The sequence below is a fragment of the Corallococcus llansteffanensis genome, from assembly GCF_003612055.1.
In the GTDB taxonomy this organism is placed as follows: domain Bacteria; phylum Myxococcota; class Myxococcia; order Myxococcales; family Myxococcaceae; genus Corallococcus; species Corallococcus llansteffanensis.
In genome coordinates this window covers 1-25,751 of the sequence record NZ_RAWB01000027.1, presented here as the reverse complement: position 1 = coordinate 25,751, position 25,751 = coordinate 1, and the positions used below count along the sequence as shown (strand labels likewise).

The 25,751-nt window shown below is 68.5% G+C and carries 19 protein-coding genes; 12 read left to right on the top strand and 7 right to left on the bottom strand.

Features of this window, described 5'->3' with window-relative positions:
* Positions 1 to 71: 71 nt before the first annotated feature.
* Positions 72 to 422 (top strand): hypothetical protein, encoded by a 351-nt coding sequence (locus tag D7V93_RS04420; protein ID WP_208722916.1) that lies wholly within the window; start codon positions 72 to 74, stop codon positions 420 to 422.
* Positions 423 to 476: 54 nt separating this feature from the next.
* A complete protein-coding gene (locus tag D7V93_RS04415; protein WP_120642154.1) occupies positions 477 to 1,316 on the top strand; it encodes a hypothetical protein in 840 nt (279 codons plus the stop codon).
* A gap of 4 nt (positions 1,317 to 1,320) precedes the next feature.
* On the opposite strand, the gene nth is transcribed toward D7V93_RS04415, so the two are convergent.
* From nth to D7V93_RS04400, 3 genes are read right to left on the bottom strand one after another with little or no spacing between them, the layout of a single operon-like run.
* Positions 1,321 to 1,959, bottom strand: coding sequence for an endonuclease III (gene nth, locus D7V93_RS04410; RefSeq protein WP_120642153.1), 639 nt, complete (start codon positions 1,957 to 1,959; stop codon positions 1,321 to 1,323).
* A gap of 10 nt (positions 1,960 to 1,969) precedes the next feature.
* On the bottom strand, positions 1,970 to 3,136 hold the full coding sequence (locus D7V93_RS04405) for an iron-containing alcohol dehydrogenase (RefSeq protein ID WP_120642152.1): 1,167 nt from the start codon (positions 3,134 to 3,136) through the stop codon (positions 1,970 to 1,972).
* 1 nt (position 3,137) lies between these two features.
* Entirely contained in the window at positions 3,138 to 3,455 is a 318-nt protein-coding gene (locus tag D7V93_RS04400; protein ID WP_120609748.1) for a putative quinol monooxygenase, read from the bottom strand.
* 88 nt (positions 3,456 to 3,543) lie between these two features.
* On the opposite strand from D7V93_RS04400, the gene D7V93_RS04395 reads away from it, so the two are divergent.
* From D7V93_RS04395 to D7V93_RS04385, 3 genes are all read left to right on the top strand, one after another.
* Positions 3,544 to 4,437 (top strand): 1,4-dihydroxy-2-naphthoyl-CoA synthase, encoded by an 894-nt coding sequence (locus tag D7V93_RS04395; protein ID WP_120642151.1) that lies wholly within the window; start codon positions 3,544 to 3,546, stop codon positions 4,435 to 4,437.
* Positions 4,438 to 4,761: 324 nt separating this feature from the next.
* Positions 4,762 to 4,953 (top strand): hypothetical protein, encoded by a 192-nt coding sequence (locus D7V93_RS04390; protein WP_120642150.1) that lies wholly within the window; start codon positions 4,762 to 4,764, stop codon positions 4,951 to 4,953.
* 12 nt (positions 4,954 to 4,965) lie between these two features.
* Positions 4,966 to 5,355, top strand: coding sequence for a hypothetical protein (locus tag D7V93_RS04385; protein ID WP_120642149.1), 390 nt, complete (start codon positions 4,966 to 4,968; stop codon positions 5,353 to 5,355).
* Positions 5,356 to 5,360: 5 nt separating this feature from the next.
* Here the strand turns inward: D7V93_RS04385 and D7V93_RS04380 are convergent, their stop codons facing one another.
* A complete protein-coding gene (locus D7V93_RS04380; protein WP_244237102.1) occupies positions 5,361 to 7,355 on the bottom strand; it encodes a lipoxygenase family protein in 1,995 nt (664 codons plus the stop codon).
* A gap of 239 nt (positions 7,356 to 7,594) precedes the next feature.
* Between D7V93_RS04380 and D7V93_RS04375 the strand changes: the two genes are divergently transcribed.
* The 3 genes from D7V93_RS04375 to D7V93_RS04365 all read left to right on the top strand — a co-directional run bounded on the left by D7V93_RS04375 (position 7,595) and on the right by D7V93_RS04365 (position 14,806).
* Complete coding sequence (locus D7V93_RS04375) at positions 7,595 to 9,622, top strand: lipoxygenase family protein (RefSeq protein ID WP_120642148.1); 2,028 nt, start codon at positions 7,595 to 7,597, stop codon at positions 9,620 to 9,622.
* A 20-nt stretch (positions 9,623 to 9,642) separates the two neighbouring features.
* Positions 9,643 to 11,061: a cytochrome P450 gene (locus tag D7V93_RS04370; RefSeq protein ID WP_120642147.1), complete on the top strand. Its 1,419-nt coding sequence runs from the start codon at positions 9,643 to 9,645 to the stop codon at positions 11,059 to 11,061.
* Positions 11,062 to 11,218: 157 nt separating this feature from the next.
* Positions 11,219 to 14,806: a VWD domain-containing protein gene (locus tag D7V93_RS04365; protein WP_158623645.1), complete on the top strand. Its 3,588-nt coding sequence runs from the start codon at positions 11,219 to 11,221 to the stop codon at positions 14,804 to 14,806.
* A gap of 145 nt (positions 14,807 to 14,951) precedes the next feature.
* Here the strand turns inward: D7V93_RS04365 and D7V93_RS04360 are convergent, their stop codons facing one another.
* Positions 14,952 to 15,377, bottom strand: a complete 426-nt coding sequence (locus D7V93_RS04360; protein ID WP_120642145.1) for a DUF3592 domain-containing protein — start codon at positions 15,375 to 15,377, stop codon at positions 14,952 to 14,954.
* 247 nt (positions 15,378 to 15,624) lie between these two features.
* On the opposite strand from D7V93_RS04360, the gene D7V93_RS04355 reads away from it, so the two are divergent.
* The 3 genes from D7V93_RS04355 to D7V93_RS04345 all read left to right on the top strand — a co-directional run bounded on the left by D7V93_RS04355 (position 15,625) and on the right by D7V93_RS04345 (position 19,941).
* A complete protein-coding gene (locus D7V93_RS04355; RefSeq protein ID WP_120642144.1) occupies positions 15,625 to 17,490 on the top strand; it encodes a DUF6055 domain-containing protein in 1,866 nt (621 codons plus the stop codon).
* An 87-nt stretch (positions 17,491 to 17,577) separates the two neighbouring features.
* Positions 17,578 to 18,894 (top strand): Kelch repeat-containing protein, encoded by a 1,317-nt coding sequence (locus tag D7V93_RS04350; protein ID WP_147451035.1) that lies wholly within the window; start codon positions 17,578 to 17,580, stop codon positions 18,892 to 18,894.
* Positions 18,895 to 18,960: 66 nt separating this feature from the next.
* Positions 18,961 to 19,941, top strand: coding sequence for an alpha/beta fold hydrolase (locus tag D7V93_RS04345; protein ID WP_120642142.1), 981 nt, complete (start codon positions 18,961 to 18,963; stop codon positions 19,939 to 19,941).
* Positions 19,942 to 20,036: 95 nt separating this feature from the next.
* On the opposite strand, the gene D7V93_RS04340 is transcribed toward D7V93_RS04345, so the two are convergent.
* Positions 20,037 to 21,875 (bottom strand): vWA domain-containing protein, encoded by a 1,839-nt coding sequence (locus tag D7V93_RS04340; RefSeq protein ID WP_208722915.1) that lies wholly within the window; start codon positions 21,873 to 21,875, stop codon positions 20,037 to 20,039.
* Between the two features lie 189 nt (positions 21,876 to 22,064).
* Here D7V93_RS04340 and D7V93_RS04335 point away from each other — a divergent pair, with 189 nt between their 5' ends.
* Positions 22,065 to 22,916 carry an NlpC/P60 family protein gene (locus D7V93_RS04335; protein ID WP_120642141.1) on the top strand — a complete coding sequence of 284 codons (852 nt, stop codon included), beginning with the start codon at positions 22,065 to 22,067 and terminating at the stop codon, positions 22,914 to 22,916.
* Positions 22,917 to 22,951: 35 nt separating this feature from the next.
* On the opposite strand, the gene D7V93_RS04330 is transcribed toward D7V93_RS04335, so the two are convergent.
* Positions 22,952 to 25,675: a PAS domain-containing sensor histidine kinase gene (locus D7V93_RS04330; protein WP_120642140.1), complete on the bottom strand. Its 2,724-nt coding sequence runs from the start codon at positions 25,673 to 25,675 to the stop codon at positions 22,952 to 22,954.
* Positions 25,676 to 25,751: the final 76 nt, after the last annotated feature.

Here is a 25,751-nt window from a genome sequence, read left to right as displayed (position 1 = left end):
GGGACTTCGTCCGGAGGCGACCGTGCCTACTTTTTGCCCGGGAGGGCACGGTCCCTCCAGGGGAGACCACCATGTGGACACGCCGCTTCAACGGGCTCGTCGTGCTGGGAGTGATTGGGACGGTGGGCTTTACGGCGGGTTGCAATGAGCGCCAGCAGCAGTCCGTCAACGACAACGCCCGCCAGGTGGGCCAGGAGGTAGGCGAGGCCGCCAGGGACGTGAAGCAAGGCGCGAGCAAGGCCGCCGAGAGCCTCAGCGAATCCAGCCGGGAGGCCGCCCAGGGCTTCCGTGAAGGCGTGGGCGGCTCGGGCGACACGGCCTCCGAGGAACAGAAGGCCGACGAGCGCAGCGGGGACGGGCCGGACATCGGCCGCAACCCGGGTGTCCTCAACGACGGCGAAGGGCCGCTCGAAGGACACTGAGACGCGCTGAGTCGACGCCACCGGCGTCCCCCGCGTTGTGTTTGAATGTGGACCATGGATGTGGCCTCAGCCCTCCGTGGTCTCCTCGCGTCCCGTGGTCGCTGGCTGTGCCTGTGGCCCTGCCTGCTGACGGTGGCCTGCGCGACCACGGCGTCGAACACGCGGGTCCCCACGCTGGAGGAGAACTGCAATGGCGGGAGCGCCTCCGCCTGCGAAGTCTGGGGACAGCAGCTCCTGGTGGATCATCGGACGGAGGACGCGGACCGGGCCTTCGGCCTCGCGTGCGCGATGGGCTCCACGTCCGCCTGCCTGACGCAAGGGAGGGATCGGCTGGAGCGGGGCGACCTGGAGGGCGCGGAGCCGCCCCTGCGCAAGGCCTACGACGAGGAGCTGGAGGAGGGCGCGCTGGCGCTCGCGGACCTGCAGGAGGCGCGAGGGGACGCGGCCGGGGCGTCGCGCTTCCGCTACGAGGCGCTGTCCATCGACAAGTCGACGACGGAGTTCGCGCTCGGCTGGCGCATTCCGTGGAACGGCGGACTGGGCTGGGCGCTGGATGTGAACGTGCAGCCCATGGGGTTGAAGGCGCGGCGGCTGACGCTGGGCCTCAACCTGGGCTTCGACCCTGAGCGGGCGTCGCTGAACGCCACCGTGGGCTACCAGCACTTCGTCACGAACTGGATGGCGCCCTATGCCCGGGCGCTCGTGGGACCCCACCTGCAGGGCTCGCGGCGCAACCCCCTCAACCTGGGCGCCGAGGCGGGTGTGAAGCTCTTCGCGGGGCCCATCGGCCACCTGGGCGTGGCGATGGGCGCCTCGTTCGACGGCTCCGTGTACACCGTCATCGAGGCGGGGCTGGACTGGGTGCTGACGCTGGTGGTGCTCGCGCACCTGTGACGGCTCAGGCGGCGACGCCGACCTTCGGGCACACGTCGTTGAGCAGGCACTCGGCGCACTTGGGCTTCTTGGCCACGCAGGTGTAGCGGCCGTGCAGCACCACGGCGGGGCCGAAGAAGGTCCAGTCGTCCTTCGGCACGAGCTTCATCAGGTCGGTTTCGATGGCCTCCGGCTTCTCCTGCTTGGACAGGCCCAGGCGCTGGCTGACGCGGGCCACGTGCGTGTCCACGATGACGCCGGAGGCCTGCTGGAAGGCGGTGTTGAGCACGACGTTGGCCGTCTTGCGCGCCACGCCGGGCAGCTTCACCAGGTCCTCCATGCGCTCTGGCACCTTCCCCTTGAAGTCGTCGAGCAGCGCGCGGCTCATGGCCTGCACCGTCTTGGTCTTCTGCTTGTAGAAGCCGGTGGGCTTCAGGTCCTCCTCCAGCTCCGCGGTGTCGGCGTCCGCGAGGGCCCGGGGGCCGTCGTACTTCTTCCACAGCTCGGCGGTGACGCGGTTGACGCGCTCGTCGGTGCACTGCGCGGCCAGGATGGTGGCCACCAGCAGTTCGAAGGGCGTGTTCCAGTTCAGCTCGTACTTCGCGTCGGGATACTTCTCGCGAAGGCGGTCGAGCACCACGGGGATGAGCGAAGAGGCTTTCATGGGCGGACCCTCACATCGACCGTTCGACGAGCGTCGTCAACTCCGCATCGGTGAGCGGAAGCGGATTGCCCTTCATGCTGCTGGCGGCGCGGGCCTTCGCCACGAGCCCCGGCACGTCCGCGTCGGCGAGGCCCATGTCGCGCAGGCCCCGGATGCGCACGTCGTGGACCAGGGCCTTCACCCAGGCGATGCCTTCCTCGGCGCGGGCCTCCGGCTGGCCGGTGAGCAGCACGGCCAGCTCGCGGAAGCGGGGCAGGGCGGGGTGGTCCGCGGCACGGGTGCGAAGGGCCTCCAGGTTCACCTCCAGCGTGGCCCCGAGCAGCGCGGCGCACAGCGCCCCATGGGCCGCGCCGAGCATCCCGCCCAGCGGCGCCGCGAAGCCATGCACCGCGCCCAGGCCCGCGTTGGCGAGGCACAGGCCACCGAAGAGGCTGGCGAGGGCCAGGTCCTCGCGCTCCGCGGGGCCGGGACCCTGGAGGATGGCCTTGCGCAGCGAGCGCGCCGAGCGCTGCACGCCTTCGCGGGCGAGCGCATCCGTGAGGGGTTGGGCGCGCACGGACACGAAGGGCTCGATGAGCTGGGACAGCGCGTCCAGACCGCCCGCCGCGAGCACGGCGGCGGGGGCGTGCTCCAGGAGGTCGGGGTCCACCAGGGCCACGCGAGGCAGCATCAGGGGGCTGCGCAGGCTGGCCTTCACGCCGGCCTCCTTCGAGCCCAGCACCGCGTTGCGCGTCACCTCCGAGCCGGTGCCCGCGGTGGTGGGGATGGCCACGAACGGCAGCGACGGCTTCGTGAGCGCCTGTCCCCGGCCAATGACTTCCAGGTAGTCCAGCGGGTCGCCCCCGTTGGCGGCGAGCGCGGCGATGGCCTTGCCTGCGTCGAGCGCGCTGCCTCCGCCCATTGCGACCACGGCATCGCATGCGTGGTCCACGGCGATGGCGGTGCCTTCGCGCGCGGTGTCGACCGTGGGCTCGCCCGCGACGCGGAACGAGGCGGAAGGGATGCCCAGGCGTTCGAGTCCGGCGCGGAGGGGCTCGGCGCGGGCGGGGTTCGTGCCGGTGACGAGCAGGACCTTGTGGCCGCCGAGCGCGCGCACCAGGTCGGGGACCTCGGCGAGGCGGCCGGGGCCGAAGAGGATGCGGTTCGCGGTGGCGAACTCGAAGCTCACGGGCGGCATGTCACCAGCCCGCGTCGTCGGGGAAGCGGTTGGTGTAGCGGCGGCTGGTGCGGGGCTCGGCCATCATCGGGGTGACGGTGTCGCGCCACGTGAGGTAGTGGGCGGTCTCCTTGTGCGCGGCGGGGGCATCGGGGGAGCGGTAGGCCTCGACGAGGACGAAGCGGGTGGGGTCTTCGTTGTCCTGCACGACGTCGAAGCGGGCGATGCCGGGCTCCTTCACGCTGGCACGGGCGTTGGCGAGGGTGGCCTGGAGGAAGGCGTCGACGTGCTGGGGAAGCACGTGCACGTGGACATGGACGACGAGCAGGCTCGTGGGCATGGGGCGCACGGTAGCGCGGGCGTCTGGGAGCGGGAAACTGGTAGGGTCCGCGGCCGTTCACTCCCCCATTTTCGGAGCATGACTGCGCATGGTTTCGGCCCTCTTCGACGCGTCCCGCTGGCAGGCGGTGGAAGGCTTCAAGTTCAAGGACATCACGTTCCACCGCGCGGTGGATCAGGGCACGGTGCGCATCGCGTTCAACCGGCCGGAGGTGCGCAACGCGTTCCGTCCGAAGACGGTGGACGAGCTGTCGCGAGCGCTGGAGGCCACGCGGTTCATGACGGACGTGGGCGTGGTGCTGCTCACGGGCAACGGGCCGTCGCCGAAGGATGGCGGGTGGGCGTTCTGCTCGGGGGGAGATCAGCGCATCCGGGGCAAGGACGGCTACAAGTACGAGCCCGGTGAAGAGGCAGCGGATCCGGCGCGGCTGGGGCGGTTGCACATCCTGGAGGTGCAGCGGCAGATCCGCTTCCTGCCCAAGGTGGTGATCGCGGTGGTGCCGGGCTGGACGGCGGGAGGCGGGCACAGCTTGCACGTGGTGTGTGACATGACCATCGCGAGCAAGGAGCACGGGATGTTCAAGCAGACGGACGCGGACGTGGCGAGCTTCGACGCTGGCTACGGCTCCGCGCTGCTGGCGCGGCAGGTGGGGCAGAAGCGGGCGCGGGAGATCTTCTTCCTGGGCCAGTCCTACACGGCGGACGAGGCGTTCCAGATGAATGCCATCAACGCGTCGGTGCCGCACGCGGACCTGGAAAAGTTCTCGCTGGAGTGGGCGGCGGAGATCAACACCAAGAGCCCCACGGCCATCAAGATGCTGAAGTATGCCTTCAACCTCCCGGACGACGGGCTCGTGGGCCAGCAGCTCTTCGCGGGAGAGGCCACGCGCCTGGGGTACGGCACGGAGGAGGCACAGGAAGGCCGCGACGCGTTTGTCCACAAGCGGAAGCGTGACTTCAAGCGCTTCCCCTGGACGTACTGAGCAAGGTTATCCTTGGCCTCCTCGGGGGGCCTGATGCGCCTGTCAAAATGGATGGTGGTGTCGGTCTTGCTCCCGCTATTGGCGGGGATGGGCTGCGCGCATGCTCCGGCACCAGCCCCACGCTTCCATGTCATCGCGGAATCCGCGGAGGGCGTAGGGGCGTCGCTGGCCACAGGGGGCGCAGGGGCACGGGATTGTCAGGCCGAGCACGAGTCATGCTTCCGGGATTGCTGGCAGAAGAGTCGCCCTCCGTATCCGCACAAACACGACGAGTGGTACTACAAGCGGTGCACGGCGGGGTGCGGCAAGGCCTACAACGATTGTGTGGATGAGCAGGAGGAGACGACTCCTTCAGCACAGAAGCTGGAGTTCTCCAGTCTTCAACAAGCGCGTGAGTGGCTGCGTGAGCACAAGTCCGAGGTCGCGCTAGGCACCATGGTCGTCGTCGGGGGCACGGCTTTCATCCTCACCATTGGAGCGGCTGGAGCTTTGATCCTGGCGCCACTCGCCCTGTGAGCGGAATCATTCATGGCCTACAACTCAAACTTCGATGTCGATGCGGTGATGGCCGTCCTGGGAACGGTGGGTGAGCGATTCCAGGAGGGGACGCCAGAAGACGAGGCCCTCCGGATCGCCGCGGTGGCCTTGCTCTACATTCGTGACCGCGAGCAGTTGGCGGACTACCGAGAGTACTTCCGGAAGTTCTTCGTGCCCGCGACGGAATCGGTCGTCGCGGTCCAGTCATTCCCGACGTCAGCGGAGGCCGACATCTGGCTGGCCCAGGGGCAGGGGAATGAAGGGGACCTCGTTCGTATCGCGGGAAAGGGCTTCCGGGTCATCCGCGAGCGGAAGGGGAGTGGACTGATGTTTCTGCGCACGCCCCTCCCCGATGAAATGACTCAAGTAGACGAGCCCTGAAGGGCTCAGATGTTGATGCGGGAGCTGACCGTCCGCACATCCAGGCCCAGCGCGGCGAACTGCGCCGCATGGGTCCGGAGCAGTTCCAACAGGCGGGGATGCAGGTCCTCCTCCTCGTTGGAGAGAATGAGCCCGTAGTTCGTCTTCGACAGCATCCAGGAGATCCATAGCATCTCCGTCGCCTCGTCCGGCTTCGGAGCGACGTCCAGGTCCTCCTCTGTCGGCAGCGTCCCTCCCTGGCCCCAGCGGAGGCCCAGGCACGAGTACAACACCTCGCCTGCGTCCTCCCACTGGAGGTTGTTCGCCCAGGCGTGCCGGAAGGTCGCGAAGAAGATGACGTAACGGCAGAGGCTCTTCAGCGCCTCCACCTCGCCGGCCTGCGGCGTGTCCGTCCAGGTCACCGCGCTCACGGCCTTGGGCGGCGGCTCCGCTGCCTTCGTGTCCAGGTCCATGCGTTCGGAGCGCACGAACCACGCTGCGTCCTTCCCCGGCACCTTCGCCCTCAAGTAACGGCAGACAAACGCAGGCGCCGAGTGCGCGACGAGGTCATCCGAGAACCTGCGCACCTCCCGCCACTGCGCTTCGAGCTCCGCCCCATGCTCCGTGAAGAACGCATCGATGTGCTCTCCCAGCAGCCGCCAGAAGAGCTGCCCGGCCTGGGCATACCGGTGGCCTTCACAGACAGGCATCGCGGGCGCGAAGCCCTTCCAATCATAGCTGCCCATCAGGTGTTCCAGCCGCTTGTTGATTCCGTGCTCCGTCAAGGCACTCGCGCGCGTGATGTATCCCGTGGGTCCCACCAGGAAGCCGCTCGCCGCATGGTTGATCAACACCACCTCCCGCAGGTGGGGCATCAGCAACCAGCGCAAGGGATTGCGCCGCAGGTTCCTGCTCGCGGCGATGGCATACTGTTCGACGTTGAAGTGGCATTGCCCCAGGTGATTGCCCAGCTCCGTGTCCAGCGTCGCGCTCACCCGTGCCATCCGCTTGGCGGCCTCCCAGTCCGCGCCATCCGCGGGCGTGAAGGTTCTCCGCGTCACCGGTGAACCCGGCGCCGTGGCTCCTGGCTCGCGCAGCCCCAGGATGATGCGCACGGGCAGCAGCCGGCCTTCCACGAGCCGCAGCCGCACGTCCACGTCGGGCAGGCAGTGGATGCCGTCCTGCTCATAGGCATTCCACGGGTGGTAGAGCCGGAACGCCTGCGCATCACCGGGCGCCTCGGGGTCCCGGTCCAGGATGGTCGAGAACATGCCGTTGAGCAGGCGTTCGCCAAAATAGGCATCACTCCGGGTCGACCCGGGGGACTCCCGCTCCAGCCGGATCGTCGTTGCCTCCGGGTAGTCCGCCTGGATCTTCGCGAGGCTGGGCGCCTGCCCCAGACGCCCCTGAAGCAGATGCTGTCGTTTGACGAGCTCGATGGGCGCGACGGCCTTCAGCATCGCCAGGGACCGTCCCGGCGCATACGCCGTCGGAGGGGTGCCTTCCTCCACCACGAGCAGCCGCGCCAGCGGCGTCGCCGGGTCGTATTCCCAGTAGGGCACCCGCACCGTGCCGAAGTCGTGATGGAGCCAACCGTGGTCGTCGGGCCCCCGCTCCGAACCGATGCGCCTCCAACTCTCCACCACCCGTCCATCCTTGCGGAACGTGTGCTGGGGTTCGAAGTAGCGCAGCTCCAAATCCGGAACGTCGTCTTCACCCGCATCCGCGGGGTCGTACCGGATTGCGAACGCCCCTTCCGCGTCCGTGAAGCCCTCTCCCAGGAAGTCATCCGGCGTGCCCAGGTCCCGGTCCCACAGCTCCACCTTCACGTGGTGCAGCGGAATGGCCCCCTGGGGACCGTCCTGCTGGAAGACGAGGCGGCCGGTGGCGACGGCGGGGAGGGTGGCGCTCTCCCTCGACACGCGAGGGGCTCGGACGCGCGAGGCCAGCTTGCGGCTGAGCGCGAGCCGCTGCGGCAGGTCGAGGCCCGCGTACCACCGGGCCAGTTCCTCGGGTTCCAAGAGGTCAGGTTCTTGGGATTCAATGCCCAGGGAGGACTTCAGGCGGCGCCAGGCTGCGAGCATCATCCCAGGGCCTCAATCCCAAACATCGCCGGGAAGCCTCCCCAGGGGGGCACTCCGGAATCGCTTTCATGACATGGACTGTGTAGGGCGGGGATCATCTCACCCGGACGCTAGCATGGCTTGCAGGTCCCAGATTCGCCGGCCTACCGTGAGGCCCCCGTGGTAGTGGGGACCCCATGAATGCCGAGTACACGCTAACGATTCGCACGAGCTCACGGCTTGGCGCGGGGACCAACGCCGCGATCTCCGTCGTCCTCGTGGGCACCCAGGGCGAGAGCGCTCCCCAGAAGCTGGACAAGCGCTTCCACAACGACTTCGAGGCCGGCGTGGAGGACTCCTACACGGTCAAGACCCACGACCTGGGCGAGCTGCTCCTGCTCCGCTTCTCCAACGCCGGAGGCGTCGCGAGCGATTGGCTGCTCGACTCCGTGCGCGTCACCGCCGGTGAAAAGAATTGGTTCTTCCCACACCACCGGTGGGTGCTGGGCCATTCCACGTCCGAGGTCCTCGAAGGCACGGCGCGGCTGTCCCACCAGGTCCGCAGCGAGCGCGAGGCCTCGGCCCGGCTGGAACAGCTCCAGGCCCGCCAGCGGATGTATGGCTGGCGTGCGGCGGAGGCGACCGCCGGGCTGCCTGGCGCGCTCGACATCAGCGAGGCGCGTCCGCTCCCGAAGGACGAGCTCTACCGGGGGCTGGTGGATGGCAACTACGAGGTCGTCATCGCCAAGACCCTGGCGGCCATCAAGCTGAACATGCCTGTGCTGAGCAAGGCCTGGAACGGGCTGGTGGACATCTTCGACTTCTTCAAGGGCATCGAGCTGCCCCAGCTCGCCAACCGGTGGAAGGACGACTACGAGTTCGCGCGGCAGGCCGTCCAGGGCATCACCCCCGTCCACATCCAGAGCATCACCGCGCTGCCCCAGGGCCTTCCGCTCGCGGACGCCGACCTGCACGGCCTCCTGGCACCGGACACCTCGCTGGCCCAGGCGCTGGAGGCGAAGCGCCTCTTCCTGCTCGACTTCGAGATCCTGGACGACGTGCCGATGTTCCGGAAGGTCGACAAGGAGGGCGTCGAGGAGCGCCGCTGGTCGCCCGCGTCCCGGTGCATCCTGTACCTCGACGACACCTGGCAGCTCCGGCCCCTCGCCATCCAGCTCGGCCGGGACCCCGAGCAGGATCCGGTGTTCACGCCCAATGACAGCCAATACGACTGGCTGGCCGCGAAGATCTACGTCCGGTGCAGCGAGGGGAACACCCACCAGATGGTGGGGCACGCACTGCGAACCCACTTCGTGGCGGAGCCCTTCGTCATGGCGACGATGCGCAACCTCCCGGACCCGCACCCCGTCTACAAGCTGCTGCGCCGCCACTTCCGCTACACCCTCGCCATCAACGAGGGGGCCCGCAAGGGGCTGCTCGCCGAGGGCGGCGTGTTCGACGACATCATCGCCACCGGCGGCCCCGACAAGGGCCACGTGTTCCTGGGCAAGAAGGGGTACCAGCGCTGGAAGCTGACGGACAACAAGCCGCGCCCGGACATCGAGCGCCGCGGCGTCCTCGACCCGGCGGTGCTTCCGCACTATCCCTACCGTGACGACGCACTGCCCTTGTGGGACGCGTTCGAGGAGTACGTCGGCGGAGTGCTCGGACACTTCTACAAGTCCGACGCGGAGCTCGTGAACGACGCTGAGATGCAGCGCTGGTGGGCAGACCTCACCACGCACGGGCTGCCCGTGGAGAAGCTGCCTTGCACGGAGCTGAAGCGCGTCTCCGACCTGGTGGACATGCTCACCACCGTCCTCTTCACGGTCAGCGTCCAGCACGCCGCGGTGAACTACCTCCAGTACGAACACTACGCCTTCGTGCCGAACGCGCCCCTGTGCATGCGCAAGGCGCCTCCGACGAAGAAGGGCCTCATCGGCCCGGATGACATCGTGGAGATGATCCCCTCCAAGTCCCAGATGCTCTGGCAGGTCTCCATCGGCCGGGCGCTCTCCAGCTTCGGTGACGACGAGGAGTACCTGCTCCACGAGGGCGGCTGGTACGAGGAGTACTTCACCGAGCCGGAGGTCCTCGCGATCCGCGACCGCTTCCACGCCCGGCTGCGCGCCCAGCGCGACGCGGTGAAGGCCCGGAACGCGAAGTGCGAAGTGCCCTACACCGTCCTGCAGCCCGACCGGATCCCCTGCGGCATCACCGTCTGAGACGTCTGGAGAAGATGCCCATGCCCAACCTGCTTTCCCGCGGTCTCTTCAACCTGTTCTTCGGCTCCAGGCGCAAGCCGTTCGCGGCCCTGCCCGGGCCGCAGCCCGGCGTGCTCGGCACCGCGGGCGACTTCCTGGGCCCCCAGCCCTGGGACGTCTGCGCGCGGTATGGCCGCGAGTATGGCGGCGTCACGCTCATCTGGATGGGGCCCAGCCCCGGCGTGGTGCTCAATGATCCCGCGCTCATCGCGGAGGTGCTGGAGTCCCCCCGCCGGATGGAGTTCGAGAAGGGGAACATCAGCGAGCAGGTCCGGCCGACGGTGACGGATGACACGGTCTTCATCGCGAAGCTGAGCGAGGACTGGGCGGAGAAGCGCAAGCTGGAGCCCATGGAGCAGCCGTGGTCCCCGGAGTGGCTGGCTGCCCAGGTGCAACCGATGCAGACGGCCATCGCCGAGTCCGTGGAGGCCCTGCTCGCGGAGCCGTCCCTGGACTACACCGCCGTGCTGCGCCGGCTGACCTTCGACGCCTTCGCGGTCGCGGCGGTCGGTGAGAAGCTCCCGTCCTCCGTGTTCGATGACTTCCTGCTGCTCGCCAAGGGCGCGGACGCCCGGATCCAGGCGAAGCTGCCGTTGAAGTTCGTCTCGCTGCCCAAGGGCTTCGCGGAGGCCAAGACGCGCTTCTACGGGCACTTCGCCGACCGGGTCCGCGCGGCGCGCAAGAGCCCCAAGCCCCACGCGGTCGACCTGCTGTCGTGGACGCTGCGCGAGACGCCCGGTATCGATGAGCAGGTGCTGGCACACCTGCTCGGGGGCGTCTTCTACGGCGGCGTCTTTTCTTCGAGCACCACCCTGGTCGGCGCGTTCCACCAGCTCCAGAAGTACCCCGACGCCGAAGCACAACTCGCGACCGAGGCCGCCACGCTGGCCGAAGGCGCGCTGACGTTCGAGAAGCTGAGTGGCGCGCAGTGGATCGAAGCCGTGGCGTATGAGTCCCTGCGGCTCCTGCCCGCGGTCCGTGTCTTTACCCGCACGCCGTCCGCCGACGCGCAGCTCGCCGGAGTCATGTTGCCCGCGGGTTCGATGATCATGATCTCGAACCAGCACCTGCACCGGGACCCCGAGCACTGGACCGACCCGGAAGGCTTCCACCCCGCGCGGTGGCTGGACGGCGGCGTGGCGCGGGATCCGCTCGGGAGCGGCCACTTCTTCCCGTTCGGCCGTGGCCCGCGTGCGTGCGTGGGAGGGGCCTTCGCGATGGTGTTCCTGCAGACGGCGCTCGCGACCATCGCCGCTCGCGTGAAGGCCCACGTCGATTCGACGGAGCCTTTCGAAGAGGGGTTCTTCTTCGGCGTGGTCCTCCCCAAGGGCGTCACCGGGAAGCTCATCGCGCGCCATCCCCAGGCGGCGCGGGCCGCACCGGCTGTTCTCACGGCGTGATGCGGCCGCGTTGCCTCACCGGCAACGCCCGCCGTGGAGTCGTAGCTCCAGAGGCAACATGCGAAGGACCACGGCCCCCTCGCTCCCGAGGCGCGGCGCCGTGGTCCCGGACTTGAAGAGGGCTCCGGGTGCCACCTCGCCCCACGGAGCTCAACGCATGAGACGCATCCCACCTTCATTCCACTTCAACCTTCGACCAGGCCTGGGCGGGCTGCTCGTCGCGGCCTCGCTGTTCGGGGTGACCGCGGAAGCCGCCGCCCTCAAGGTCATGCCGATGGGGCTTGGCACGGGCACGGTCACCGCTTCTGGAATCGCCTGCACCAGTACGGGCGGCGACTGTGACGAAACCTATCTGGCGACCGCCTCCGTGACGCTCACCGCCGCGCCCACCGGGGGCTCCACCTTTGGCGGCTGGAACACCGACGCGGACGCGGACCCCCTCTCCGCTCCGGATTGCTCCGGGGCGGCGCTGAGCTGCACCCTGACGATGGGCGTGGCGCGGTCGGTGAAGCCTGTCTTCCACCTTCCGGCGGGCACCATCAATCCGCTCATTGCTGCGAACCCGAACGCCATCACGCCGGAGGAGATCGCGTCGTACCTGAGCAATCCCGCCAACGCCGCCACGAACACCGTGGCCCGCTTCATCAGCGCGCTGCCCGTCCAGTACAAGCAGAGCGCGATCCTGATGTCGCGCTCGGAGAGCTTGCAGACGGGGACCGCGGAGCATCCGCGCATCCTGCTCTCGAGTCAGAACGCGCGGTCCGTCTTCTCCATCGGGCCGGTGCCGCACGCGTCGTACCCGGGCTCGCATCCGGACGTCATCGAATACATGCAGTGGGATGAGGCCACGAAGAACTTCCGCTTCCACGAGATCATCCTCACGGCCATCCCGGCGATGGGCACCATTCCTCCTCGCTCACGGCACATCGAGAAGGACGACGTGAAGTGCTCGAGCTGCCACTCCACCCGGAACGTGCTCAACAGGACGGGCATCCCGGGCACGGACGGCTTTCCGGTGGGCGTCATCAAGACGAAGAACAAGCCCAACTGGGACCCGTATGACAGCTGGGGTGGGATGCTCCCGTTCAACCGGGACCGGCTGTACCAGGGCTCGGTGGACACAACCGCGTTCCGCAAGCTCTACAACCCCTGGACGTGGCGGGCCAACCCCGCGATCCGCCAGTTGGTCGAACAGCTGAGGTTGCAGCCTCCAGGGCTTCCGGCGGGCAATGCCAACATCATCACCCGCTACCGCGGCGGCGCGAACGACGGCACGCCCCGGTTCTCCTTCGACACGTCACCCCCCGTGACGACGGAGCCGGCCCCGGTGGGCTCTCCCGGCTCGTCGACCGCGTATGCGTTCAATGGAGTCGTGGGTCTGGGCCTTCCCACGGCCGTCCCTCGTGGAGGGACCTTCATCACGCTGTACCATCTGTCGGCGGTGGGTGGGTCCGAGGGGCGCGGCATCCAGCTCTTCGACCTCCTTGGCGGACTGGACGGCGACCTCAACCAGCGCAGGATCGCGGACGAGCTCGCGAATCACCGCTGGGCGACCGGCAGCGTGTTCGTCGATCCGCGTCCGGTGGCCCTGGCCATCTCGAAGGACTGCCTCATCATCAACTCGGCGCTGAACACGGTCGAGAGCTCTCCACCGGGCCTGGCCGTCGACCTCTCGTTCTTCACGGCGCGCAACGGCATGGGCATCAACGCCGTGCGCGCCGACACCGAGTCGCGCACGAAGAGCGTGCCGCGCAGGAAGGCGGACATCCAGCGGTTCAACCTCGACCGGACGGGGGACGTGTACGTGAGCACGAGCGGGCCGTCGGTGAACGGCCTCATCCCGCAGTACGGCGGCACGACCACCGCGTCGACGGACACCTCGCTCGCCCGGCTCCGGCGCGAGGTGTTCCGCCGGCCCATCGATGCGGGCGGCGCCGACGCGACGGTCATGGGCGGCATGCTGGTCGACCGCGAGCTCTACGGCATCAACACGACGCCGGTCGCCCTGTATCGCTACTTCCTCGAACCGCTGGGTGTCTCGGTCGACAAGTGGTCCATGGGAGTGCGCGGGCGGTCGCGCGCCTATGGCTTCGCCGACGTGTTCGACTCGTACAAGGACACCCTCGAACAGGCGCTCGAGGACAGCCTGACGGCGGATCCGATCCCGGGTCTCGCGGCGCCTTTCGCCTGTTCCGCCTTGATTCCTGCCGTGAATGCCACGCTCTCGTCGCTGCCCGCGGTCGCGGCGGTTCCGACGTACACGGACGTGCAGCGAATCTTCAACAAGGGCTGCGTCGAGTGCCACGGTGGGCTCGACTATCCGCCGTACGCGAACTACGGGACCTTCCTGAACCTCGCCGAGAACCAGAGCACCCCCGGCGTGAGTCCGCTCACGCAGCCGCACGGCATCGCGGTGACCTACGCCAGCAGCCTGATGGGGCCCCTGTATGACCGGATCACTCGCACGTCGGAGGCTTGCCCGTTCGGCATGATGCCGTGTGGTGGGCCGCCGCTGAGCAAGGTGGACATCGAGACGATCCGCCGCTGGATTGTCGGGGCGAACCCCTCCACCTGGGGTGACCCGCATCTCACGACGATGGACGGCGTGCGCTACGACTTCCAGGGCGCCGGCGAGTACGTGCTCCTCCGCGACCCGGGACTGGAGATCCAGGCGCGTCACACTCCCATCCAGACCGACCAGCCCGTGGGGCCGGACGACCACACCGGGCTGACCGCCTGTGCGAGCCTGACGACGGCGGTGGCCGTCCGGGTGGGCCCGCACCGCATCACGTACCAGATGAACGTCGAGCGGCCGGAGTTGCTGGAGCTGCGCATCGATGGGAAGCCCATGCAGCTCGGCACGGAGATCCTGCTGCCCGCGGGTGGGCGGATCACCGCGACGCCCGCGTCCGGTGGCATCCAGATTGAGTCGCCGGGCGGGACGCGCATCATCATCACCGTCGATTGGTGGGCGCACTACCACGTCTGGTACATGAACGTCGGCGTGCAACAGTCGCGCGCCACGGAGGGCCTGCTGGGCACCATCGCCCCGGGGAACTGGTTGCCGGCGCTGCCGGACGGAAGTGTCCTGGGGGAGCGCCCGACGGACCCCTCCGATCGCCACGTCGCCCTGTACGAGAAGTTCGGGGACGCCTGGCGGGTGACGAAGGACACGTCGCTGTTCGACTACGCCTCCGGGTTCTCCACCGAGTCGTACACGCTCCAGAGCTGGCCGGAGTACAAGGCGAGCTCGTGCCGGGTCGACAAGCAGCTGCCCGGGATTCCCGTCGCGGAGCCGCTGAAGCCGATTCCACTGGAGGAGGCCGAGCGGTACTGCCAGGACGTCGCGGACGAAGTGCGCCGCCGCGACTGCATGCACGACGTGGCCGCGACCGGCGAGCCAGGCTTCGCCAAGACGTTCGTGCTGGCCGGGAAGGTCGAAGGCAACCTCAAGCCCGGTGTGCCGGGGCTGGTGGTCCCGAAGGAGAACGATGTCTCCTCCGCGACCGCCTCCTTCAGGTGGGAGGGCACCTACGACAAGGACGGGGACACCGTCCTCTACCGGCATTGTATCTGGAGTGTGGACTCCGCCTTCACCTACCGGGCGTGCGCTTCGAAGCCGACGCAGGAGCTTGCGAGGACGGTGACGCTGACGTCCGGCAAGGACTACTTCTGGAAGGTCATCGCCGAGGACGGGAAGGGCGGCAGCACCGAGAGCACCACCTGGCGTCTGACCGCGAAGTAGTCGCCACGGTGGGATGAGAAGGGGCCACCTCCACGCGCGTGGGGGTGGCCCTTTCCGTTGCCAGGAATCACGGCTTCTGGAGGAGGCCCTCTCGGCGGCGCCGACTCCCCAGGATGTCGCGAAGGAGTGGGAGTGAGGCCGAGCCCTACCGCGGTTGGGTGAAGTAGGCCTTCAGCACGCTCGCGACGCCGGAGATGGAGAAGAACACGAGGAGGACCGTGAAGAAGACGAAGAGCCTCTGATTGAGGCCCATGCCCACGGCCATGTGTTGTTCCGGCGCTTCCGCCAGGTAGAGGATGTCGACGGGAGAGCCTGGGAGCCGCTTGGAGGCCACCGAGGACGCCTCCTGGAAGCTGCCGCGGAGCTCCGAGCCCTCCGGCGGACGGAAGGCGTAGTAGACGGTGCTCGGCTTGCTCTGGACCTCCCTGACGCTGAGCACCGTGCCCTGTGCGTGCAGCCCGTGCTGCTCCAGCCGCGCGGCCATGCCGCGGTAGTGGACGAGGACTCCCAGCATGATGGCGGGGACTCCCAGGAAGGCGGCCAGGACGCTGACCAGGATCGTGAGACTCATGGTGTCCTCAAGATTGCGTGGGGGCGGAGGTCGAATCAACCACCGATGACACCGGCCCGGCTGGCTCGTGCTTGACGTGCTGACCCTGTCTTATTCCATTGGCACGGCACCCAGCGCCTGTTGTGGCGCCAATCCCAGCTCCCCAATTGAATTCTGATCTGGCGCGCGGTACTTGGACTCAGACGCGTGAAGCCGCTGGATGCGCCGTGGATTCAATCTTTCACATCGTGCAAGGGAATGCGAAGCCATGAGCTACAACAAGACACCGCATCTACCTGCCCTGCTGTTCATGATGGGTGTCCTTGGCGCCGGGTGTCTCCCGGAGGGAGAGCTGACGGAGGCCGAGCGCGACCTTCGTCCCGCAGCGGCAGCGCTCGCATGCGAGCCTGGGACCACGACGACGGCCTGGGCAACGAGCTGCCCGACCTCGCCGCCGGCCTGCACTCCGGGCACGTGGACGGCGGGCGGACCGGATCCGGACCACACGAACTTCAGTCTGGTCAGGGAGTCCGCCCACTTCGCCATCTACTCGGATGAGGCCATCACCAGCACCACGGCCCAGGCCGCGCTCGACACGCTGGAGAACACCATCTGGAAGGCCTACTTCGGGTCGCCCATCTTCTTCAGGGAACCGCTCTGCAACCTGACGAGCAAGACCAAGGTCAGCGTCCACGTCCACTCCAACTGGGGGCTGTCCGGTGGTGCCTGGAGCGCGACGCGGATGGGGATGTGGATTGGCCCTGGCGCGCTCAATGACCACTGGGGGCTGGCGCACGAGTTCATGCACGCCGTGCAGAGCGTGAGCGGCGGTATGTCGTGCAACCAGTCCAACACTTGCGGGTGGATCTACGAGAGTCACGCCAACTTCATGCCGCACCAACTCCCCGAGTACCGCACCGAGGTGCACTGCTCGGAGATGGCCGTGAACGCCCCCCACGTGTACCTGGGCTCGACGCGGGACCGCTACTGCAACTGGCAGTTCATGGAGTTCTTGAAGGACAAGCATTGCTACAGCGCCGTCAATGACATCTGGACGAGCAGCCCGAGCAACGACCCGTTCTCGCAGATCATGAAGACGCGGGGCTGGAACATCAGCCAGCTGAACGACTTCTTCGGCGAGTGGGCCCTGCACAACGTGACCTGGGACTACAAGGATCCGCCCCCCACCAGCGGCGGCAACCAGGGGCCGACCTATCGCGCGAAGTACGGCGCCATCACGAGCAAGACGCGCCCCGAGCGGCGCCTCCGGTTGACCCAGCTCCAGCCGCTGGATGCGGCCTCCGTGACGAACCGGCGGTTCGTGACGCCGGACGGCTGGGCGCCGCAGCGCTGGGGCTACAACATCGTGAGGCTCTACCCGGAAGCAGGTGCCACGAGCGTGACCGTGACCTTCCGTGGCGTCACGCAGAGCGGCGCGGACTCGGATTGGCGCTGGGGCCTGGTCGCCACGGACAGCGCCATCACCACGCCGCGCTACAGCCCCCTCCAGCGCGGAGCGGATGGCGAGCTCCACTTCTGCGTCAACTCCGGAGAAGCGCTGTTCCTGGTCGTCGTCGGGACCCCTTCGGTGCAGAAGCAGATTGTCTGGGACCGGGCGTACAACACCCTCCACCGCTATCCGTGGATGGTGCAGCTCGCGAATGCCTGGCCCGAGGGGTTCAGGAGCGGCACGCGGGACGCCTGCCCTTCGGGAACGCAGCGTCATTCAAACGGCGGCGGCTGCGTCATCAGCGGCGTGCCGTCGAGCGTGTACGTCGGTCCCGATGCGCAGGTGCTCGGCGGAACCGTGAGTGGCTCGGCGCGCATCGACGACCACGCCGTGGTCCTGTCGGGCAACGTCTCCGGCGGCACCGTCACCGGCCTCTCCGTGCTGACGAACGGCTTCAGCGTGAGCGGCTCGGCCAGGGTCGCCGCCACCTTCTACCCACTGGGCTTCTACGAGGGCCAGCAGTCGGTGTCGGGCACGGCGCAGCTCATTGGCGACCTCGAATACCGGGGCGTCGGCCTGAACAAGACGAGCGGCACCTACTTCGGGTTCGTCGATCCGAACACCCCTGCCGCCTCGAACACGACGGACGTCACGCTCGCGCCGCCCTACGCCTGGCGGCCGTAGCGCGGCGCCGGGCTGGAGACAAGGACTCGACGGACCGACGAATCCTTCGGAGATTGCGCCCCTGCGTGCCTTTGCGCAGGATGCGGAATGCGACAAGTCCTTCGAAGCTGCATCCCGGCCGCGGCACTCCTCTGGGCCTTCCTTGCTCCCGGTTGCGGAAAATCCGGGTCAGAGCCGCTCCCGGGGGACGGAGGAGTCGTCGCACGGGATGGCGGCGACGGGGAGGATGGCGGCCCCGTCATCACGCCTGACGCGGGCGGAATCGAACCCGGCCCCATCGACGCCATCATCGCCGCCATGCCCGAGGGCTCCTGGAAGGAACTGCCCGACACGCAGATGGCGGACGTGTGCCCCCAGCCGTACTCCAGCTACCCGTGCGAAGCGGTGATGATTGCGTGGAGCGGCGGAGCGTACGACTCGCTCCGGGACCGGCTGGTCGTCTGGGGCGGCGGTCACGACGACTCGGCGTACAACAACGTGTTCACGTTCGACCTCGCGTCGATGAAGTGGAAGCGCTGGACCGACCTTCCGACGGGCATGACCGGCAACAGCGTCACTCCGGTGATGCGCGACAAGCGGGTCGAGACGTGCGGTCTCTACCCCTCCGTCGCGTCACTGGACATCCCCGACGCGGGCCTGGGCCCCTCCGGCTACGTGCGCCACGAGCTGTGCGACGACCCGAGCATCCGCTCGCAACTGGACTCGCAGCAGCCGCGAAGCGCGCACACCTACGGCAACATCGCCTTCAGTGCGGCGACGGGTCGCTTCTACGTGCTCGGTTCCGTCGGTTCCTATCCCAGCGGTCAGGCCGGCGCTCCACGGGTGATGGGCTTCGACTTCGCGACCGCACGCTGGGCGCGCGGCGCGAACAACCCGGTCCTCGACTACGGCGCGAGCGCCGCCGACGCGCGAGGCCACCTCTGGTACGTCGGACCGAAGAAGCTTCACGAGTACGACCCGGTCGCCGACACCTGGACCGCACACGCGCCGGACGGAGCGGGCTTCTATTACGCGGGCGCGGCTGTGGACACGAAGCGCGACATCCTCGCGCTGGTCCGTGAGGGAGCCACCGTTTCGACCTACGCGCTGAACGACGCTGCGAAGACCCACGCCACGGTGACGACCACGGGCTTGAGCGAGCCGGTCGGCGGAGCGCCCGGACTCGCGTACTCGCCGGTGCTCGACCGGTTCATTGCGTATCCGGGCGGTCGCAGGCTGGCGATACTGGATTTGCAGACCGCAAGATGGGTGGAGGTCAGCGGCACGGGCGACGACCCGGGCCCGCCGGCTTCGAACGGCACCTATGGCCGGTTCCGCTACAGCCCCGCGCGCAACGTGTTCGTCGTCGCCAACAGCACCCGGCGCAACGTGTTCATCTGGAAGCCGCCCACGACGGCGCCGTAACCGTCAGGCCTGTTTCAACCCTGCGCGGTGCTGGGCCCGCAGGGCATCTGCTATGGATGCTCCACAATGACGCTCTCTCTCCTCCACCGGGTCGCCGGTGTCCTCGTCCTCTCCCTGGCGTCCATGGCCTGCTCCACCGGCCCGCGGCCCACGACGATCGCCTCCGGCGCAGAGACGCGTGCGCAGCAGGCCGTCGTCGATGGCGTACCGGTCACCTACCACGTGTTCGGCAGCGGACCGGTCGTCATCGCGCACCCCGGCGGGCCGGGTGGAGAATGGGGCTACCTCCGCATGCCGGAGGTGGAGCAGGTCGCCACCGTCGTCTACATCGAGCCGTTCGGCACGGGTGTCTCCGGCAGGCTCGCCGATCCCAATGGCTACACCATCGAGGCCTACGTCAAGGCGGTGGAGAGCGTGCGCGCGGCCCTCGGCGTGGACCAGGTGGTGCTCCTCGGCCATTCGCACGGTGGCTTCGTCGCTCAGGGCTACGCGCTCACGCACCCTGCGCACCTGCGCGGACTCATCCTCTACGACACGTCGCCAGTGACGGGCGGCGAGCTGGGCAGCGACATCATGTCGAACCTCGAGTGGTTCGAGCATGAGCCGTGGTTTGCCGAGGCCAAGGCCGGCTTTGCGACCTTCAGCGAAGAGAAGACCGACGCCGACGCCACCGCCGGCATGAAGCGTACGATGCCTTTCAGCTTCGCCGACTGGACCCACCGCAGCCACGAGTTCGCGGCTTACCGGGCGCAGGCCCGCATCTGGATCGGTCCACGGCAGACGGTGCCACCAGAAGGTGGCGCGTTCAGTACCGAGGAGACGAGCTTCGATGTGCGTCCCCGGCTGCATGAGATCTCGGCGCCCACGCTCATCCTCGTGGGCGCCAAGGACGCCATCTGCTCTGAGAAGATGGCGCGCATGGCCCAGGCGGGAATCCAGGGCTCGCGGCTCGTCGTGCTCGCGCACAGCGGTCACATGGGTCACCTCGAGGAACCCGCGGAGCACAGCCGCGCCATCCGCGAGTTCCTCGCGACGCTCGCGCCCTGAGCGCTCACCCTCCGTGATGGATGGGGGAGGGCTGCCCGCCCTCGCGGCGCTCCTCCGCCCGGACTGCCTCGGAGGAGCGCGTGGGGCGCGTGTCCCTACTGCACCAGCCGGCGGATGTCGCCGCAGGCGATGTAGGAGCTGCCATTGGCCATGGTGATGATCTCGTCCACCACGTAGAGGACGTTCTCCTCGCGGATGTCGCGGGGGAAGCGGATGTTGAGATCCGGGTCGTATCCGTCGGACACCACGCGGGCGCGCAGCTTGCTGCCCTCCTTGACGCACTGGATGATGACGCCCGTGCCCACGCTGGTCGTCGTGGGCAGGTCCGCCGCCGAGCTCGCCGTCACCTTCGAGGCCGTGGGCTTGCCCTTGTTCGCTGGGGCCGCCCCCTGGCTCCGCGCCGGCCGGTCCTGTCCCGGCACCGCCAGCCGCTTGATGTCTCCCACCACCCGGTAGAAGGTGCCGTCGCCGGACGTCTCCAGCTTCTCCACCACGTAGCGCACGCCCTCCTCGCGCATGCTCCGGGGGAACTGCACGTTGAAGCTCGTGTCATGACCCGGGGAGACGGTGTGCACGCGCAGCTTGCCGCCCTCGCGCACGCACTCCAGCACGATGCCCCTGCCCGCGTCGCTGACGGCCTCCAGGCTGTCCGCCGAGCCTCCCGCCGTCCCACGCAGCGCCAGGTCCCCACGGTTGCGCGTGCCCGCCTGGTACGACTGGTCCCTCAGCTCCTTGCGGATCACCGCGTCGTACGTGCGCGACTCCATCCGCTGCGCGTAGTGCGCCAGTTGCTCCACCTCCTCGGACAGCTCGTAGGACGCCTTGTCCAGGAGCAGTGACAGCTCGGAGATGACCTCGCGCAGACGCCGGGAAGCCGAGGACAGGTCCCCCTTGTCCGCCAGCTCGATGGCCTGATCCTTCACGCGCGCGATGCGCAGGCGGCTCGTCTGGGCCAGCACGTGCTTGTCCGTCGCCGACGCCGCCGACTCCGCGGCCGGGGCCAGGTGCGCGAGGATGGGCACCTCGCCCGTCAGCTCCCGCACGCGCCCTTCCACCACCACCTGCGCCCGGAACATCAGGGTGGCAAGCGCCACCGGCCCGGCCACCGACGGCGCCTCCACCGACAGCTCTGCCGCGAGCTGCCGCGGCTCCGTGGCGTACACGTCCCCCAACCCCACCGTCACCTCCTGGCCTTGCGCCGCGAAGCGGTAGCGGTTGAGCACGCTCGCCACCTTCACCGTGGACGCGGGCTTGATCACCACCTCCAGGTTCTGCGCCACCAGCGAGCCCAGGCCCTCCATCTCGATGCGGAACACCCCCGCGGCATCCTCGGGCGACTGGATGTAATAGAAGTGCCCCTCGCCGGCATTGGCCATGCCGATGAGCAGGTCCTCGTTGAAGTTGGCGCCGAAGCCCAGCGTCGTGGTGATGATGCCCGCACTGGATTTCTCGCGCGCCAGGTCGATGAGCTGGCCCGTGTCCTGGATGCCCGTGTTGGCCTTCCCATCCGTGAGCAGCAGCACGCGGTTGATGCGCTCGCTGGACAGCTGGCTCTTCACGTGGTCCACGCCCTTGAGCCACCCGCCACTCAGGTTGGTGCAGCCGCCCGCGCCAATCTTGGCGAGCACCTTGCCGATGGCCGCCTTGTCCGTGACCTTCACCGGGGCGAGCACCGTGGACACCGTGTCATCGTAGGTGACGATGGACAGCGAGTCCTCGGGAGCCATGCGCTCCACCAGCTCGTGCGAGGCCTTGATGGCGTTCTTCAGCGGCGCACCCGCCATGGAACCCGAACGGTCGATGACGAGCCCCAGGTTGAGCGAGCGCCGCGCGGACGCCGCGCCCCCCTCCGCCGAGAACGTCACCAGCAGGTCGACCTTGGACGACGTCCCCATGGGGAGCACGGGGTGACTGAGCGTGTACGTGGTCTTCAATGCGGAGCCTTTCGTAAGGGACGAAAGGCAGCCTATTCCAACCCCCTGTCACACGTCATGAGGGCCCGCCCCGGTTCGTGATGGCGCGCGAGCGCACGCACAAGCAGGTGAGAGGGGGGCGAGCGTAACGCTCCGGTGGGGGTGCTCCGTCCCGTGGGGGTGAAGACACTTCCCAGAGGAGGTGTACCCATGTCCATTCAAGAGATCCCCGGCTCGGAGCCGAGCCGGGAAATGAAAGGCGACCCCATCCTTCAGGAGGGCTCGCGAGGGCCGGCCGTTGTCGAACTCCAACAACTGCTCACGAAGGCGGGCTTCAGTGTGGGAAGCGCTGACGGAGTCTTCGGCGCGAAGACGAAGGCCGCGGTGGTGGCCTTTCAACGCTCGCACCAGTTGGTGGCGGATGGCATCGTCGGCGCCCGCACCTGGGCCGAGCTGAGAGCCCCCGTCGTCGTCGCGAGCGGGCTGCGCGCGAAGATTGTCTCCGAGGCGAACTGGGGCATCACGAACGCGGCGGGCATCCACTACCAGCAGGTGCGCCCCATCGACGGCCTCAACGCGCGCCATCAGCTGCCGCTCAACATCGACTGCTCCGGCTTCGTCACGCTCTGCTACAAGTGGGCGGGCGCCCCCGACCCCAATGGCCTGGACTACAACGGGCAGGGCTACACCGGCACGCTGCTGAGCTACCTGACGCCGGTCTCGTCATCCCAGATCAAACCCGGCGACCTCGTGCTCTGGCATCGCGGCGGAGCCGGCGAGCACGTGTCCCTGGTCCTCGAGCCCGGCAGCGACCCGCTGCTCGTGTCCCACGGCGCGGAGTCGGGCCCGTACACGGTCCGCTTCTCGGCCTCCAACCGAAGCCACGCGGGCGCGAGCGTGGCGTGGTTGATCCTCCCCTCGGTGGACGCGGCGAGAGCCAGGCCCATGCCAGAAGCACCTCAGTCGCGACAGGCACGGGAGAAGCAGGCGACGGGCAGGACCGACCCGGCGACCGAGGAGGTGCTGATGCCGGAGCCCGGCTCCTCACCCGTCAGGCATTGAGGGGGGCCCTGGGTCCACGGGGTCTTCGCATCGAGTCAGGCGCTGCGCGCCGCGCCGCCCTGCAGTGGAAGCTCGACGACGAACGTGGCGCCCTCTCCGAGCGTGCTCTCGGCCTTCACCGTGCCGCCCAGGGCCTCGACGATCTGCCGCGTGATGTAGAGCCCCAGGCCCAGTCCTCCATAATGGCGCTCGGACACCGCGCGCTCGAACTTGCCCCAGATGCGCTGGAGGTCCTCCGGCGCGATGCCGATGCCCTGGTCGTGGACCGTCAGCCTCGCGCGCCCGTCCACGGCCTCCACGCTCAGCGTCACCGGGTGGCCGGGGCCATACTTGACGGCGTTCGCCAGCAGGTTCGTCACCACCTGCTCCAGCCGTGAACTGTCCCAGGCGCCCAGCACCGGCGCGGGCGCGTGGAGGCGGACCTCGCAGCCCGAGTGCTTCACCTCGGTGTCGAAGCGCCCGGCCACGTCTCTCACCAGCGCCGCGAGGTCGCACTGCTCGGGTTCGAGCGTGAGGGCCAGCCGTCCCGCGCGGATGTTCGACACATCCAGCAGGTCGTTCACCAGGACGGCGAGCCGCTTCACCTGCCGCCGCATGACCTCCAGGTGGGGTGCGAGACGCCGGGCCATGGGGGAGTCCGGCTCGGCTCCGGCCGCGCGCGCGAGCGCCTCCAGCTTGAGGGCCAGGGGCGTCAGCGGTGTCTTGAGCTCATGGCTGGCGATGCCCAGGAACTCGTCGCGGGCGCTGACCGCCAGCTTCAGCTCCTCCAGGAGTCGCTCCCGCTCCTCTTCCGCCACCTTGCGCGCGGTGACGTCCACGCCCATCACCACGCCGTGGGTGATGTGGCCTTGGGCGTCGCGCACGGGCGTCGCGCTGTACTCGACGATGCCCCGGCTGCCGTCACCCCGGATGACGTGGACGGCCTCGGCCATGACCGGCACTCCGGAGGTGATGGCACGCGCCAGGGGCCACTCATGGGGCTCGTACGGCCGCCCATCGGCATGGAAGCCCGGATAGGCGCGGTACTCCTCCAGGTTCCTGGCGGGTTCGGCGGGGCCACGAATCTGTGCCTCCGCCTGCGCGTTGGCGAGGAAGAGTTTTCCGCTGGGCGCCTCCGCGATGTAGACGGAGTAGGGCAGTTGCTGCAGGACGGCCTGGAGGATGCTCCGCTCGTGCATCAACTGGCGGATGAGCTCCTCCCGCTCGGCCTCCACCCGGACGCGCTCCGTCACGTCCAGCGACGCGATGCTGAGGCTGGTGAGGCGGCCGGCCTCGTCCAGGACGGGCTGGTAGAACACCTCGAAGGTGCGCCCCGCGGTCCGGACGATGGCGGAGCAGGTCTCTCCCCGGAGTCCCCGCTGGAGGAGCTCCAGCACCTCGGGCTCGTTCGCGTACATCTCGAGGGCGGACCGTCCCACCACCTGACCCGGAGAGAGGCCCAGGCCCCGCAGCCCCTTGCCCTCGGACACGACGAAGCGGCCCTCGGCGTCGAGCACGGCGAGGACGAGCGGCCCGCTGTTGATGACGGTCCGCATCCGCTGCTCCGCCAGCACGAGCTGCTCCTTGGCCTCCCGCTGCTGGGTGACGTCGCGCGCGGAGGCATAGATGAGGCCCGTCTCCGGCACGGGCACGGCGTTCCAGGCGAGCCACTTCCACCCGCCCTCCCTGCACGAGACGCGGACGGTGAGACCGGGGCCGGCGACTCCCCGCTTCAGGGCGGCCAGCGTCTCCTCACCCCTGCCTCGGTCCTCCGGGTGGATGAAATCCAGGAAGGGCCGGGCGCGGAGCTCCTCCTTGCTCCAGCCCAGGATGCGCGTGAAGGCCGGGTTCACCCGCTTGAAGACGCCGTCCATGCCGGCGATGCAGAACATGTCCGGCGCCAGGCGGAAGAAGCGCTCGCGTTCCGCTTCGGCCTCCTTGCGCTCGGTCAGGTCCAGCACGAAGGTGGCATTCTGATTCGAGGCGGGCAGGCGGACGCTGCCCAGTAGGACGGGCACGCGACGGCCGTCCTTGCGCACGTACTCCTTCTCGAAGGTGCTCGTCACGCCGCGGGCTTCGATGTCCTCCACCGCCCGCTGCGTCACCGCGCGGAACTCCGGTGCGGTCATGTCCAGGAAGTTGATGCGGCCCGTCTCCAGGTCCTCGCGGCTGTAGCCCACGATGCGCAGGAAGGCGTCGTTGGCATCCAGGATGCGGCCCTGGTTGTCGCTGAACACGAGCCCGATGAGGTGGGACTCGAAGATGCTGCGGAAGCGCGACTCGCCGGCCGCGAGCTGCCGGGCCAGCGCCTCCGCGCGCTCCCGGGCTTCGTGCTCCTTGCGCAGGAGCGCTTCCCGCTCCCGCTCGGAGCGCTCCCACTCCTGGCTGGCGCGGGTGTTCCGCTCGAGGCGCACCATCAAGCACCGCAGCTCGGGCACATGGCCCTCGCAGGGTTCGCGCGGGAGCACCTTGGTGAGAAAGGGGAGCGCCTGCCCGTTCGCATCCAGGAACCGGAGCACGCCGCTGCGCCCGATCCGGCGGCGCGTGGCGTCCAGGAAGAGGCTCAGCGCGTCGTCGCGGTCCTCGGGGTGGAGGTGCCTGGCGAGGAAGTCCGTCTCGGTCCACCACTGCTCCAGCGGATGGCCGAGAATCCCGGCGGCATTCGGACTCACGTGCAGCAGTTGAAGCGTCACCGCGTCGGCGGTCCAGACGATGACCTCGAACTGCCGGGCCCAGTCGGAGAGGCCGCGCTCCTCGGTGCTGGCCTCGGCTGTCATCATTCCTGCTCCCCCTTTGAGCCTCCGCGCTCAGGCTCTCCGTTGATTCTAGGAATGGTCGACAGGGCGGGACGGAGGG